Consider the following 14,294-nt stretch of genomic DNA (forward strand, 5'->3'; position numbering starts at 1 on the left):
TTATTACTGACGGGTAGCATCATCGGGACTACCAGCTGGTACATCAACGTGTGGGTGGAGGGCAGCCTCCCCGATTCCGCGTAAGGGAGCCGTCGCCATGGGGCACTACAAGTCGAATCTCCGCGACATCGAGTTCAACCTCTTCGAGGTGCTGGGCCGGGACAAGGTCTACGGCAGCGGGCCCTTCGCGGAGATGGACGTCGACACCGCGAAGTCGATCCTGAGCGAGCTGAACCGGCTCTCGGAGAACGAGCTGGCCGAGTCCTTCGCCGACGCGGACCGCAACCCGCCGGTCTTCGACCCGGCGACCAACACCGCGCCGGTGCCCGACACCTTCAAGAAGTCCTACGCGGCCTTCATGGAGTCCGAGTACTGGCGCCTGGGCCTGCCCGAGGAGATCGGCGGCACGACCGCCCCGCGCTCCCTGATCTGGGCGTACGCGGAGCTGATCCTCGGCGCCAACCCGGCGGTCTGGATGTACTCCTCCGGCCCCGCCTTCGCCGGCATCCTCTTCGAGGAGGGCAACGAGTGGCAGAAGAAGGCCGCCGCCATCGCCGTCGAGAAGCAGTGGGGCTCCACCATGGTCCTCACCGAGCCGGACGCCGGCTCGGACGTGGGCGCCGGCCGCACCAAGGCCGTCGAGCAGGAGGACGGCTCCTGGCACATCACCGGGGTGAAGCGGTTCATCACCTCGGGTGAGCACGACATGTCGGAGAACATCCTCCACTACGTCCTGGCGCGCCCCGAGGGCGGCAAGCCCGGCACCAAGGGCCTGTCGCTGTTCCTCGTCCCGAAGTACGAGTTCGACCGCGAGACCGGTGAGCTCGGCGAGCGCAACGGCGTGTACGCGACCAACGTCGAGCACAAGATGGGCCTCAAGGCGTCCAACACCTGCGAGATGACCTTCGGCGACCAGCACCCCGCCAAGGGCTGGCTGATCGGCGACAAGCACGACGGCATCCGCCAGATGTTCCGCATCATCGAGTTCGCCCGCATGATGGTCGGCACGAAGGCCATCGCGACGCTGTCCACCGGCTACCTCAACGCGCTGGAGTACGCCAAGGAGCGCGTGCAGGGCCCGGACCTCGCGAACTTCATGGACAAGACCGCCCCGAAGGTCACCATCACCCACCACCCCGACGTGCGCCGCTCGCTCATGACGCAGAAGGCGTACGCCGAGGGCATGCGCGCCCTCGTGCTGCACACCGCCGTCGTGCAGGACGAGATCGCCGCGAAGGAGGCGGCCGGCGAGGACGCGAGCGAGGCGCACGCGCTCAACGACCTCCTGCTGCCCATCGTGAAGGGCTACGGCTCGGAGAAGTCCTACGAGCAGCTCGCCCAGTCGCTCCAGACCTTCGGCGGCTCCGGGTACCTCCAGGAGTACCCGATCGAGCAGTACATCCGGGACGCCAAGATCGACACCCTCTACGAGGGCACGACGGCCATCCAGGGCCAGGACTTCTTCTTCCGCAAGATCGTCCGCAACCAGGGCGCGGCCCTGAACTCGGTCGCCGAGCAGATCAAGAAGTTCATCGCCGTGGGCAGCGGTGGCGAGGAGCTGGCCGCCGCCCGCGAGCAGCTCGCGAAGGCCGCCGTGGACCTGGAGGCCATCGTCGGCACCATGCTGACCGACCTGGCCGCGACCCAGGAGGACGCCCGCGCGATCTACAAGGTCGGCCTGAACACCACGCGCCTGCTGCTGGCCTCCGGGGACGTCGTCGTCGGCTACCTGCTGCTGCGCGGCGCGGCCGTCGCCGCCGAGAAGCTGCCGAGCGCCTCCACCAGGGACAAGGCGTTCTACGAGGGCAAGATCGCCGCCGCGAAGTACTTCGCCGCCACCATCCTGCCGGGCGTCGGTGTCGAGCGCGTCGCCGCCGAGAACGTCGACCTCTCGGTGATGGACCTCCCGGAGGAGGCGTTCTGACCCGCGCGGTCTGACCCGCATGGTCTGACCCGCACGGTCCCTTCGGGCCTTCGGGCCTTCGGGCCTTCGGGCCTCCGGGCCCGTCGGCGTGGCGGGCCGGCTCGCCGGCCGTACGAGCGCGCCGGACCGGTACGCCGGAGGGCGGCACCCCGTGATCGTGGGTGCCGCCCTCCGGCGTGCCCGCGCTCCGCGCTCTGGGGGCCCGACCGGGGAAGGGCGGCCGGAAAAGGCCCTCGCTAGGCTGGCCGCCATGACCACCAGCACCGCAGCCCGCTTCGACCGCGGCCACACCGACGACCTGATGTCCTTCCTCGCGGCCTCCCCCACGCCGTACCACGCCGTGGACCAGGCCGCCCGCCGCCTCCGGGAGGCGGGTTTCCAGCAGGTCGCCGAGACGGACGCCTGGGACGCGAGCGGCGGTGGCAAGTACGTGCTGCGCGGGGGCGCCCTCATCGCGTGGTTCGTTCCGGAGGGCGCCGAGGCGCACACCCCCTTCCGCGTCGTCGGGGCGCACACCGACTCGCCGGGCCTGCGGGTCAAACCGCAACCGGACTTCTCCGCGCAGGGCTGGCGGCAGGTAGCCGTGGAGATCTACGGCGGCGCGCTGCTGAACTCGTGGCTCGACCGCGATCTCGGGCTCTCGGGCCGGCTGAGCCTGCGCGACGGCTCGACCCGGCTGCTGAGCGTGGACCGGCCCCTGCTGCGCGTACCGCAGCTCGCGATCCACCTCGACCGCTCCGCGAACGACGCCCTCAAGCTCGACAAGCAGCGCCACCTGCAGCCCGTGTGGGGCCTCGGCGAGGTGCACGACGGGGACCTGATCCGCTTCGCCGAGCGGGAGGCGGGCCTCGACGAGGGGTCGGTCACCGGCTGGGACCTGCTGGCCCACCCCGTCGAGCCCCCGGCCTACCTCGGCGAGGACCGCGAGCTGCTGGCCGGTCCCCGTATGGACAACCTGCTGTCGGTGCACTCCGCGACGGCCGCGCTGATCGCCGCCGCGCGGGGCGCGCACCTGTCGTACATCCCCGTCCTCGCCGCCTTCGACCACGAGGAGACCGGCTCGCAGTCCGACACCGGCGCCGACGGGCCGCTGCTCGGCACCGTCCTGGAGCGCTCGGTGTACGCCCGGGGCGGCTCCTTCGAGGACCGGGCCCGCGCGCTGGCCGGCTCGGTGTGCCTGTCCTCCGACACCGGCCACGCCGTGCACCCCAACTACGCGGAACGGCACGACCCGACGCACCACCCGCGCGTCAACGGCGGCCCCATCCTCAAGGTCAACGTGAACAACCGGTACGCGACCGACGGCGCGGGCCGCGCGGCGTTCGCGGCGGCGGCCGAGCGGGCCGGGGTGCCCTTCCAGTCCTTCGTCTCCAACAACTCGATGCCCTGCGGCACGACGATCGGCCCGATCACCGCCGCCCGGCACGGAATCCACACCGTCGACATCGGCGTGGCGATCCTCTCGATGCACAGCGCCCGGGAGCTGTGCGGGGTGGACGACCCCCACATGCTCGCGAACACGCTGGTCGCCTTCCTGGAGGGCTGAGCGCGCCGAGCCCTTGTGTGACGGGGCGTCCGCCGGGTACCCGAGCGCTACGGACGGCTACCAGGAGGCGCGTCATCATGGGTCTGGGCGGATGCATCATCCTCATCGCGGCGGGAGCGATTCTCACCTTCGCGACGGACTGGGACATGCAGGGGGTGAACCTCGACATCGTCGGGGTGATCCTCATGGTCGTCGGCATCATCGGGGTGGCGACCTTCACGAGCATCGCCCGCAAACGGCGCATGGTGACCATGGGACAGCCCATGGTCACCCAGCCGACGTACGAGACCGAGGAAGAGCGCATCCGCCGCGAGCACGGCGGCTACTGACCGGGGGGAGTCGGACCGCCACTCCGGCGTCCGACGCCCCCGGCCCGGCCCGCACACCCCGCACACCCCGCCCACGACGGCCGGCAGGTTCAGCCCGTCCGGCGGCTTGAGGACAGGCGAACCGGCCCCCGGCACCCCGGCCTCAGGCATCCAGCCCGGCCAGCACCAGCGCCAGGCGCTCCGTCCCACCGCCCGAGAGAACCACCGGGACCCCCCAGTCCTGCTGATGCACGTGGCAGGCCGGGTAGGGGTTGGCCGGATCGTCGTCGCAGGACGCCGCCATGGCCGACACGTGCAGCACGCCCTCGGGCACGGTCGGGTCCAGCTCCACGACCCGCGCCAGATCCGTGCCCGCGCCCTCCCCCGCCACGAGCAGCTCCGGCGGCGTCGCCGACACCAGCAGCCGGGTCGACGGGCCGTAGCGCGTGTCGAGCTTCTGCCCGGCGGGCGCCTCGAAGACCACGTCCAGCCGGAGCTTCCCCGGAGCGACCTCGGTCGCCGCGCGACGCGTGCGGTGTGCGACGGACTCGACGCGTACCGCCTCCTCCGGCAGCCTCAGCCGCGTCAGCCGGTGCCGCGCCGACTCGACGACCACGACCTCGTCCCCGTCCACGACGGCGGCGCTCGGCTCCCGCAGATCCGTCGCGAGCGTCGTCACCTGACCGCTCTCCGGGTCGAAACGGCGCAGCGCGTGGTTGTACGTGTCCGAGACGGCGACCGAGCCGTCGGGCAGCGCCGTGACCCCCAGTGGGTGCTGGAACAGCGCCTGCCCGGCGTCCCCGTCCCGGTGCCCGAAGTCGAACAGCCCGGTGCCGACCGCCGTGCGCACGGTCCCCTCGCGGTCGATCCAGCGCACCGCGCTCGTCTCGGCGTCCGCGATCCACAGCCGCTCCCCGTCCGCGCTCACGGCGAGCCCCGAGGGCTGCGCGAACCACGCCTCGGCGGCGGGCCCGTCGACCAGGCCCTCGTTCGTCGTACCCGCCGCGACCGCCACGGTCCCCGACGCCGGGTCGTAGGTCCACAGCTGGTGGACACCGGCCATGGCGATCCACACCCGGCCCTCGAACACGGCCACGTCCCACGGGGAGGACAGCGCCACCTCACGGGCGGGCCCGGAGACCGGCTGACCCTGCCACCACTGCGCACCGGTCCCGGCGAGCGTCGTGACCTCCCCGCTGCGCGGATCGAAGCGGCGCAGCGCGTGGTTCACGGTGTCGGCCACGACCACGGAACCGTCCGGCAGCAGTGCGAGGCCCTGCGGCTCGTTGAAGCGCGCCTGGGCCTGCCCGCCGTCCACGAGGCCCCGTTCCCCGCTGCCGACGCGCCGTAGGACGCTCTCGCCGTCCGCCGCCAGCTCGACCAGGGCGTGCCGGGTCGTGTCGCTGACGAGGAAGGAGCCGGAGGGCAGCCGGAGCGCCTTGCCGGGGAAGCGCAGATCCGTGGCGACGGGCTCGGGGGCGACATAGGGCCCGTCCCCGCGCCGCAGCGTCCCCTTGGCCTCGTGCTCCGCCTCCAGCTCCTCCACCAGGGCCTCGATGGCGTGCGCGTGGCCCTCGCCCGCGTGCTGGGCGACGACATAGCCCTCGGGGTCGATCACGACGAGCGTGGGCCAGGCCCGGACCGCGTACTGCTTCCACGTGGCCAGCTCGGGATCGTCCAGCACCGGGTGCTCGACTCCGTACCGCTCGACGGCGTCCACGACCGCCCCGTGCTCCGCCTCGTGGACGAACTTCGGGGAGTGCACGCCGATGATGACGAGGGTGTCCCGGTGCCGCTCCTCCAGCTCCCGCAGCTCGTCCAGGACGTGCAGGCAGTTGATGCAGCAGAAAGTCCAGAAGTCGAGGACGACGATGCGTCCCCGCAGATCGGCCAGGGTGTACGAGGTGTCGCCGGTGTTGAGCCAGCCGCCCTTGCCGACGAGTTCGGGGGCGCGGACACGGGCACGGCTGCGGGGCGCGGGCGCCACGTCGTTCACGGGGCCCGCGTCGTTCACGGGAGCTGCGTCGTTCATGGGATCAAGGGTGCCACTTCGGCGGGGGCCGGCCCCGACCGAGCGGCCCCGTTGTTTCACGTGAAACATCACGACCACGGAGCGTTGTCCCGCGTGAAACAAAGGCGGCCGGGAGCCGGACGTTTCACGTGAAACCGGGTACGAGTCCTTCCATGAGATTCCTCGTGCGTGAGCGGATGTTCGCCATCGGTGACGACTACTGGATCGAGGACGAGACGGGCCGCAAGGTCTTCCTCGTGGACGGGAAGGCGATGCGGCTGCGCCAGACCTTCGAGTTGAAGGACCCGCAGGGCCGCGTCCTCGTCGACATCCGCGAGAAGATGCTGAGCCTGCGGGACACCATGCTCATCGAGCGGGACGGCGAGCCACTGGCCCGGGTCAAGCGCAAGCGCCTCTCCCTGCTGCGCAACCACTACCGGGTCGGCCTCGTCGACGGGACCGAGCTGGACGTGAGCGGCAAGATCCTCGACCGCGAGTTCGCGATCGACTACGACGGGGAGTTGCTGGCGCAGATCTCCCGCCGCTGGCTCACCGTCCGCGACACCTACGGCGTGGACGTCGTCCGTGAGGACATGGACCCCTCACTCGTCATCGCGGTGGCCGTCTGCGTGATCACCCTCGCGGAGAAGGAACGGGAGGGGGACTGACCGGCCGGCTGGCCGGTCGCGTGGACGGGACCGGGCGCGGCACCTCACGGCCGGTACCGCAGCGGGTGGTCCTCCGGGACCTCGATCACCCCGATCCGCACGCCGTCCGGGTCGGCGACCCACATCTCGACGAGCCCCCAGGGCTCCTTCCTCGGCTCCCGCAGGATCTCGGCCCCGGCCCGGCGCAGCTCCTCGTGGGCGGCCGCCGCGTCGGGGACCTGGAGCCACAGCCCGAGCGCGGGGGACGGGGCCTCCTCCGAGCGGCCGGAGACCTCCAGGAAGCCGCCGCCGAGGAAGTACACCGTGCCGCGCTCGGGCCCTGTGCCGAACTCCCGGTAGACGGCGAGGCCCAGCGTCTCGCCGTAGAAGGCTCGTGAACGTTCCGGGTCCGTGGGGCGCAGCAGAATCCTGCTGCTCAGTACCTGCACCATGCCAACCGAGAGTAGAGGCACCGGACGGGGAAGTGGCCCGCTCCGACGCGCACTTCACGGCGCGGACACGAGAGGCGGGGCGGCCGGTGGGCGCGCACAGTACCACCGTCCTGGCTTTCAGGACGTCAACTCGGGCCTACCATCGTCATTCGAAAGCACTGCCAGGGCGACACCCGGCGGCGTACTGTGCTCTTCCGGGGATTCCCCGGCCCCCGGAGCACGTTCCGCGCCGACCGACGCCGTGCGACCGGCCGCCCTGACCGTTCCAGCCGTCCTGATGTCCGAGCGTGGCAGCCCGCCGCGACGTACCGACCGCACGAGGGGTCCCGTGAGCCTCCATCCCAGCCTTCAGACCTATGCCGATGCCTGGACTGACTCCGTGGAAGCGATATCAGAGCTGGTGCAGCCACTCGTCGAGGCGGAGTGGAACCGGGTGACGCCCTGCCCCAGCTGGTCGGTGCGCGACGTCGTCTCCCATGTGATCGGGCTGGACTGCGAACTGCTCGGCGATCCGCGCCCCATCCACACGCTGCCGCGCGACCTCTACCACGTGCAGACCGAGCACCAGCGGTACATGGAGATGCAGGTCGACGTCCGCCGGCACCACACGGGGCCGGAGATGACCTCGGAGCTGGAGTACACGGTCATCCGGCGCAACCGGCAGTTGCGGAACGAGAACCGGGAGCCCTCGGCGAGGCTGCGCGGACCGCTCGGCACCGAGTGGACCCTCGAAGAGGCCATGCGGGAGCGGGCCTTCGACGTGTGGGTGCACGAGCAGGACCTGCGTACGGCGCTGCGCGCGCCCGGCAACCTCGACTCGCCCGGCGCCTACGTGGCCCGGGACGTGCTCCTGGAGGGGCTGCCGGAGGTCGTCGCCAAACGGGCCTCGGCGCCCGCCGGTTCGGCGGTGGTCTTCGACGTGAGCGGGCCGGTGGAGTTCCTGCGCACCGTCCGCACCGACGCGGAGGGGCGCGGCACGGTGGACGGCTCGCCCTCGCTCGGCCCGGTCGCCACCATCAGCACCGACTGGGACACGTACTTCCGGCTGGCCTGCGGGCGGATCAGCGCGGCCCAGGCGGCGGACCGGGTCAAGACCGAGGGCGACCTGGATCTCGCCGAGGCCATCGTGGCCCACTTCGCGATCACCCTCTGAGCCGGGCGGTACGGGCCCCGCACGGCCCCGTACCCGTCCCGGCCCCGTACCCCCTCCCCGGCGCACGGCACGTGCGCCGTCCCCGTCGCACCGTCACACCGGCACGTGCACCGTCTTCACATGGCTGGCGACGTGCCGTTCGCGTTCGCGGCGGACGGTGCGGGCGCGCAGGCGCAGGATCTGGGAGACGCCGAGCGCCTGGAGCACGAAGATCACGCAGAAGGCGACGCGGTAGTTGTCGCCGGTCAGGTCGAGCAGGACGCCGACCGCGAACAGCGCCGTCATGGAGGCGGTGAAGCCGCCCATGTTGACGATGCCGGAGGCGGTGCCCTGCCGCGCGGGCGGGTTGGCGGGCCGCGCGAAGTCGAAGCCCACCATGGAGGCGGGCCCGCAGGCGCCCAGGACGACGGCGAGGGCGAGCAGCACCGGCATCGGCGTGTGCGCGCCGGGCCAGGACAGCGTCAGGCCCCACATCAGCGCGGTGACCAGGACGGTGCCCAGCACGAGCGGGACACGGGCCGCGTGGTGACGGGCGATGACCTGCCCGTAGACCAGCCCGACCGCGATGTTGGAGAGCACGACGAGCGTCATGATCTCCCCGGCGGTGCCGCGCGAGAGCCCCTGCGCCTCGACGAGGAAGGGCATGCCCCACAGCAGCAGGAAGACCATCGCGGGGAACTGCGTCGTGAAGTGCACCCACATCCCGAGCCGGCTGCCCGGTTCCCGCCAGGTCTCGGCGATCTGCCCGCGCACGTAGGCGACACCCCGGTGCGAGGCCGGCAGCGGCGGGGGCTCGTGGCCCTCGGGGTGGTCCTTCAGGAACACGAGCATCACGACGAGGACGAACACCCCGGCCAGGGCGCTGCCCGCGAAGGCCGCGGTCCAGCCGACGCCGTGCAGCAGCCGGGCGATCACGAGCGTCGAGACGAGGTTGCCCGCCATGCCGACGAGCCCGGCCATCTGGCCGACGAAGGGGCCGCGCCGCGCCGGGAACCAGCGGGTGCCCAGCCGCAGCACGCTGATGAAGGTCATCGCGTCCCCGCAGCCGAGCAGCGCGCGCGAGAGCAGCGCCGTGCCGTACGACGGGGAGAAGGCGAAGCCGAGCTGGCCGAGGGTGAACAGCACGGCGCCCAGGGTCAGCACCTTCTTGGTGCCGAGGCGGTCGACCATGAGGCCGACGGGTATCTGCATCCCCGCGTACACGAGCAACTGGAGGATGGAGAAGGTGGAGAGCGCGGAGGCGTTGACGTGGAAGCGGTCGGCGGCGTCGAGTCCGGCCACACCGAGCGAGGTGCGGAAGATGATCGCCACGAAGTAGACGGAGACACCCACGCCCCACACGAACACGGCGCGCCGGCCGCCCGGCGGGTCCCCCGGCAGCGAAGGCGCGGCGGCGGACGGGGAGGAGGCGGCGGAGCTCATCGCACCTCCCCGCGGGCCAGGGTGTGGAACCAGCCGACGTGCCGGTCGACGGCGGCGACGGCGCGCTCCGCGTCGCCCTCGCGCAGCGCGGCGAGGATCTCGCGGTGTTCGGCGATGCTCTTCGCGGTGCGGTCCGGATGGGAGTACATGACGGCGACGCCCATCCGCAGTTGCCGGTCGCGCAGTTGGTCGTAGATGCGGGACAGGATCTCGTTGCCCAGGCTGCGCACGATCTCGGCGTGGAAGCAGCGGTCGCTGGCCGCCGCCGCGCCGAAGTCGCCCGCGTCCGCCTGCCGCTGGTGCTGCTCGATCAGCTCCTCCAGCCGGGCCAGCAGGGCCGGGGAGACGGGCACCGCACGGCGGGCCGCGTGCTGTTCGACGAGGAGCCGGGTCTCCACCACGTCCTCGATCTCCTGCGCGGAGACCGGCAGCACCATGACGCCCTTCTTGGGATACAGCTTCAGCAGCCCCTCGACCTCCAGCCGCAGCAGCGCCTCGCGCACCGGGGTGCGTGACACCCCCGTGGCCTCGGCCAGTTCTCCCTCGGTCAGCAGCGTCCCGCCGGCGTAGGTGCGGTCCAGGACGCGTTCTTTGACGTGGTGGTAGACACGGTCGGCAGCGGGGGGCTGCTTGAGAGCGGCGGCAGACATGCGTACAGCATAGATACAACAGACCGGCGGGCGGGCCGATACGGCGACGGCGGACGCCGTGAGTGACCGGGATCACCGGGCGGCGGATTTTCTCGCGGACGGGACGTGTGAGGCCGACGGGTCCGGGCACTCGATCGTCGTCAAGGAAACGGCTCACAGCGAGACCCCGGAAGCACCGCCTCCGGGAGCCCAGAGGCAACGGTCTCCGGGGTACGAGCGAGAAGTGAAGGAGCGCGACCATGACCGCGAAGCACACGAACGGCGCCGAGAAGAAGACGTCGGCCAAGGCCGACCAGATCAAGGGCGCGACCAAGGAGACGGTCGGCCGCGCGGTCGGCAACGAGCGCATGGAGGCCGAGGGCAGCGCCGAGCGCGCCAAGGGCGACGTGAAGCAGTCGAAGGAGAAGGCGAAGGACGCCTTCAAGCGCTGACCACGGACGGCACCGTCGGCGGCATACGCCTTCGAGAGGCCGGCCACGGACGGCGGCGGCCACGTCTTCGGACGGCGGCCACGGACGGCGCCCGGCGGTGACCGCGGCGCCATCCACCCCACGGACGGGGTGCCCCCACAGACGGGGTGCCGCCGGGACCTCGCCCCCCTCGGGTCCCGGCGCGCATCCGCTCACGACGGCCGACGGCCTGCGCCCAGAGCGCGGACCGTCGGCCGTCCCGTTTTCAGCCTCCGGTCCCAGCCGCCCGGCCGGCGGCCCATCGCCCGCCCAGCTCCGGCGCCAGCCAGTCCCCGGCCCGCGCGCGGAAGTCCGCGGGCGCGAGCGACCCGGCCCCGGCGGGCACCGCGCCCAGCAGGGGCGCACCCGCCGCGACCGGGAGATCGACGAGGTTGCAGCGCGCCGCGAGATCCGGCTCGGCGGGCATGCTGCCCACCACGACACCGAGGCACGCCAGCCCCCGGGCGGCCAGGGCTTCCGAGGTCAGCGCCGTCGAGTTCAGCGTGCCGAGCCCCGCGGGCGCCACCACCAGGACCGGCGCGGCCAGCAGCCGGGCGGCGTCCGCGAGGGTCGCGCCGTCGTCGTCGAACCGTACGAGCAGTCCGCCCGCGCCCTCGACGAGCACCAGATCGTGGTCGGCCGCGAGCTTCCCCGCCGCCTCCGCGATCTCGTACGGGCGCACCGGCGGCAGACCCGCGCGCCGGGCGGCCGTGGCAGGGGCCAGGGGCTCCGGGTAGCGGGCCAGTTCGACGGCCGTCACCTGACCGCCCGCCAGCCGGGCCACCTCCGCCGCGTCTCCGGGCTCGCCCGGCTCCAGCCCCGTCTGCGCCGGTTTGAGCACCGCCACCCGGCGGCCCGTGGTGGCCGCCGCGACGGCCGCCGTCACCACCGTCTTGCCGATCTCCGTACCGGTACCGGTCACCACCCGAACCGTCATCTCAGCCCTCCCGCGCCGCCGCGCGCACCGCGCGGCAGATCCGTTCCACGTCGTCGTCCCCGGTCACGTACGGCGGCATCGTGTACACGAGGTCGCGGAACGGCCGCAGCCACACGCCCTCGCGCACCGCCGCCCGGGTCGCCGCCGCCATGTCCACCTCGTGGTCGAGCTGGACGACGCCGATCGCCCCGAGCACCCGTACGTCCCGCACCCCGGGTTCTCCGGCGGCCGCCGCCAGGCCCGCGCGCAGCCCCGCGCCGATCCGCGTGACCTCCTGACGCCAGTCCTGGCCGAGCAGCAGGCCGATCGAGGCGCACGCCACCGCGGCGGCGAGCGGATTGCCCATGAACGTCGGCCCGTGCGCCAGCACCGGCACCTCGCCCCGGGAGATCCCTCCGGCCACCCGCCCGGTGCACAGGGTCGCCGCCATCGTCAGGTACCCGCCGGTCAGCGCCTTGCCGACGCACATCACATCGGGGCTGACCCCGGCGTGGCCGGCGGCGAACAGCTCCCCCGTACGCCCGAAACCGGTGGCGATCTCGTCGAACACCAGCAGCACGTCGTGCGCGTCGCACGCCTCACGCAGCACCCGCAGAAGGGCCGGGGAGTGGAACCGCATCCCGCCCGCGCCCTGCACCACCGGCTCCACGATCACGGCGGCCAGCTCGTCGGCGTGCCGCTCGACCAGATCCCACAGGTGGGCCACGTAACGGGGGTCCGGCTCCGCGTCGAAACCGGCGGGCGGCTCGTCCGCGAAGACCTGCCGGGGCAGGGCGCCCGACCACAGCTCGTGCATCCCGCCCTCGGGATCGCACACCGACATCGGCTGCCAGGTGTCCCCGTGGTAGCCGCCGCGCCAGGTCATCAGCCGTCGCTTGCCCGGCCGCCCGGCCGAACGCCAGTACTGGAGGCACATCTTCACCGCGACCTCGACCGACACCGAACCCGAGTCGGCCAGGAAGACGTGGCGCAGCGGCTCCGGGGTGATCCCGACCAGCAGGGACGCCAGGCGCACGGCGGGCTCGTGGGTGAGCCCGCCGAACATCACATGGCTCATCCGGTCGAGCTGACCGCGCGCCGCCTCGTTCAGCACCGGGTGGTTGTAGCCGTGCACCGCCGACCACCAGGACGACATGCCGTCCACCAACTCGCGATGTCCATGCGCCGGTTCGGCGAGCCGGAGCCGTACCCCGGAGGCGGACTCCACGAGGAGCGGCTCCGGCCGGCCCGGCATGGGGCCGTACGGATGCCAGACGTGCGACCGGTCCAGGGCCAGCAGCTCTGCCGGGGAGAGCGGCTCAGGCATTGGGGGCGAGGTCCGTCCCCGCGCCGCGGCGGCGCACCGCCACCAGATCCGTCCGGGGGCCCGGCGCCCCGGCCGCCCCCTCCGGAGCGTCCGTGGCGGCCGGGCCACCGGCGTCCCGGACCGGCGAGCCGCAGGCACCGCGCGCATCCGCCGAAGCGTCGGGAGCAACGGGACCGGCCGGAGCGTCCGGAACAACGGGACCGGCCGGAGCGTCCGGAGCGTCCTGAGCGCCCGCCCGGTGCGCGGGGAGCGTCGGCGTGCCCGCGCCCTCCACCTCGAAACCGGCGTCCGCGATCATGTCGAGGTCGGCCTGCCCCGCCTGTCCCTCACTCGTCAGGTAGTCGCCCAGGAAGATCGAGTTGACCAGATGCAGGGCGAGCGGCTGCATCGAGCGCAGATGGACCTCCCGCCCGCCGGCCAGCCGCACCTCCACGTCCGGGCAGACGAACCGGACCATCGCCAGAATCCGCAGGCAGCGCTGCGGCGTGAGGTTCCACTCCTTGGCGAGCGGCGTCCCCTCGAACGGGATGAGGAAGTTGACCGGCACCGAGTCCGGGTCCAGGTCGCGCAGCGAGAAGACCACGTCGACCAGATCGGCGTCGCTCTCGCCCATGCCCGCGATCAGCCCGGAGCACGCCGAGAGCCCCGCCGTCCGCGCCTGGTGCACGGTCTCCACCCGGTCCGCGTACGTGTGGGTGGTGGTGATGTGGCCGTAAGTGGCCTCGGACGTGTTGAGGTTGTGGTTGTAGGCGTCCGCGCCCGCCGACCGGAGCCGTTCGGCCTGGCCGCCGCGGAGCAGCCCGAGGCAGGCGCACACCTCGACACCCTCGTTCTGCTCCTTGATCGCCTCGATGGTCCGCGAGACCCGGTCGACGTCGCGGTCGCTCGGCCCGCGCCCGCTCGCCACCAGGCAGACCCGCTTGGCCCCGCCCGCCACCCCGGCGGCCGCCGCCCTCGACGCCTCGTCGGGCTTCAGCCAGGTGTACTTCAGGATGTCGGCCGTCGACCCCAGCCGCTGCGAGCAGTAGGAGCAGTCCTCGGGGCACAGACCGGACTTGAGGTTGACGAGGTAGTTCAGCTTCACCCGCCTCCCGAACCACTGACGGCGCACCCTGCCGGCCGCCGCCACCACTTCGAGCAGATCGTCGTCCGACGTGGCCAGCACGGCGAGCGCTTCCTCACGGGTCGGCAGCTCGCGCCGCAGCCCCTTGCCCACCAGCGTGTTCAGGAGGTCCATGCCGACGATCCTGGCGTACGCCGCCACTCCTGGCCACGGAGGAACCGGACAACAGAGTGCGTGCAGGGTATGCGCATTGCCACACCATGTCCGCGTGCGGGCGCGGCTAAGGGCTGCCCCGTAATCCCCGGTGGATCAGCGCGCGGCGTCAGATGTGGTGCGTCGCAAGGCACCGGAGCGCCCTCATCGCGGAGCGATTCGGGCGTTTCGGCAACGCGGCGAGGTGCCGCAGCTGTCGTCGCGCGCCCGCCA

At 72.4% G+C, this 14,294-nt stretch carries 12 protein-coding genes and 1 pseudogene; 6 read left to right on the top strand and 7 right to left on the bottom strand.

The window, feature by feature from the left end; translation table 11 throughout:
* Positions 1 to 97 precede the first annotated feature (97 nt).
* The 3 genes from ACFYMP_RS23305 (at position 98) to ACFYMP_RS23315 (ending at position 3,799) form a co-directional block, all read left to right on the top strand.
* Complete coding sequence (locus ACFYMP_RS23305; RefSeq protein ID WP_388860880.1) at positions 98 to 1,924, top strand: acyl-CoA dehydrogenase; 1,827 nt, start codon at positions 98 to 100, stop codon at positions 1,922 to 1,924.
* 250 nt (positions 1,925 to 2,174) lie between these two features.
* Positions 2,175 to 3,470: a M18 family aminopeptidase gene (locus ACFYMP_RS23310; protein ID WP_388860883.1), complete on the top strand. Its 1,296-nt coding sequence runs from the start codon at positions 2,175 to 2,177 to the stop codon at positions 3,468 to 3,470.
* 77 nt (positions 3,471 to 3,547) lie between these two features.
* Positions 3,548 to 3,799 carry a DUF6458 family protein gene (locus ACFYMP_RS23315; RefSeq protein WP_388860886.1) on the top strand — a complete coding sequence of 84 codons (252 nt, stop codon included), beginning with the start codon at positions 3,548 to 3,550 and terminating at the stop codon, positions 3,797 to 3,799.
* A 142-nt stretch (positions 3,800 to 3,941) separates the two neighbouring features.
* Here the strand turns inward: ACFYMP_RS23315 and ACFYMP_RS23320 are convergent, their stop codons facing one another.
* The gene (locus ACFYMP_RS23320) at positions 3,942 to 5,810 is read right to left on the bottom strand and encodes an NHL domain-containing thioredoxin family protein (RefSeq protein ID WP_388860889.1); all 1,869 of its coding nucleotides are present in this window, start codon (positions 5,808 to 5,810) and stop codon (positions 3,942 to 3,944) included.
* A gap of 152 nt (positions 5,811 to 5,962) precedes the next feature.
* Between ACFYMP_RS23320 and ACFYMP_RS23325 the strand changes: the two genes are divergently transcribed.
* Positions 5,963 to 6,457 (top strand): LURP-one-related/scramblase family protein, encoded by a 495-nt coding sequence (locus ACFYMP_RS23325; RefSeq protein ID WP_388860892.1) that lies wholly within the window; start codon positions 5,963 to 5,965, stop codon positions 6,455 to 6,457.
* Between the two features lie 44 nt (positions 6,458 to 6,501).
* Here ACFYMP_RS23325 and ACFYMP_RS23330 read toward each other — a convergent pair whose 3' ends face one another.
* A complete protein-coding gene (locus ACFYMP_RS23330; RefSeq protein ID WP_388860895.1) occupies positions 6,502 to 6,888 on the bottom strand; it encodes a VOC family protein in 387 nt (128 codons plus the stop codon).
* A 328-nt stretch (positions 6,889 to 7,216) separates the two neighbouring features.
* On the opposite strand from ACFYMP_RS23330, the gene ACFYMP_RS23335 reads away from it, so the two are divergent.
* Entirely contained in the window at positions 7,217 to 8,041 is an 825-nt protein-coding gene (locus ACFYMP_RS23335) for a maleylpyruvate isomerase family mycothiol-dependent enzyme (protein ID WP_388860898.1), read from the top strand.
* 93 nt (positions 8,042 to 8,134) lie between these two features.
* Here the strand turns inward: ACFYMP_RS23335 and ACFYMP_RS23340 are convergent, their stop codons facing one another.
* Positions 8,135 to 9,463 carry a nitrate/nitrite transporter gene (locus ACFYMP_RS23340; RefSeq protein WP_388860901.1) on the bottom strand — a complete coding sequence of 443 codons (1,329 nt, stop codon included), beginning with the start codon at positions 9,461 to 9,463 and terminating at the stop codon, positions 8,135 to 8,137.
* The gene (locus ACFYMP_RS23345; RefSeq protein ID WP_388860904.1) at positions 9,460 to 10,113 is read right to left on the bottom strand and encodes a GntR family transcriptional regulator; all 654 of its coding nucleotides are present in this window, start codon (positions 10,111 to 10,113) and stop codon (positions 9,460 to 9,462) included. Before ACFYMP_RS23345 ends, ACFYMP_RS23340 begins: the two co-directional genes overlap by 4 nt.
* Before the next feature lie 239 nt (positions 10,114 to 10,352).
* On the opposite strand from ACFYMP_RS23345, the gene ACFYMP_RS23350 reads away from it, so the two are divergent.
* Positions 10,353 to 10,544: a CsbD family protein gene (locus ACFYMP_RS23350; protein ID WP_388860907.1), complete on the top strand. Its 192-nt coding sequence runs from the start codon at positions 10,353 to 10,355 to the stop codon at positions 10,542 to 10,544.
* Positions 10,545 to 10,788: 244 nt separating this feature from the next.
* Here the strand turns inward: ACFYMP_RS23350 and bioD are convergent, their stop codons facing one another.
* From bioD to bioB, 3 genes and pseudogenes are all read right to left on the bottom strand, one after another.
* Entirely contained in the window at positions 10,789 to 11,499 is a 711-nt protein-coding gene (bioD, locus tag ACFYMP_RS23355) for a dethiobiotin synthase (RefSeq protein ID WP_388860910.1), read from the bottom strand.
* 1 nt (position 11,500) lies between these two features.
* A complete protein-coding gene (locus ACFYMP_RS23360) occupies positions 11,501 to 12,805 on the bottom strand; it encodes an adenosylmethionine--8-amino-7-oxononanoate transaminase (protein ID WP_388860913.1) in 1,305 nt (434 codons plus the stop codon).
* A 232-nt stretch (positions 12,806 to 13,037) separates the two neighbouring features.
* Positions 13,038 to 14,042, bottom strand: a pseudogene (bioB, locus tag ACFYMP_RS23365) (biotin synthase BioB); the annotation flags it as partial.
* Between the last annotated feature and the right edge of the window lie 252 nt (positions 14,043 to 14,294).

The sequence above is a fragment of the Streptomyces sp. NPDC007088 genome, from assembly GCF_042869355.1.
Lineage (GTDB): Bacteria > Actinomycetota > Actinomycetes > Streptomycetales > Streptomycetaceae > Streptomyces.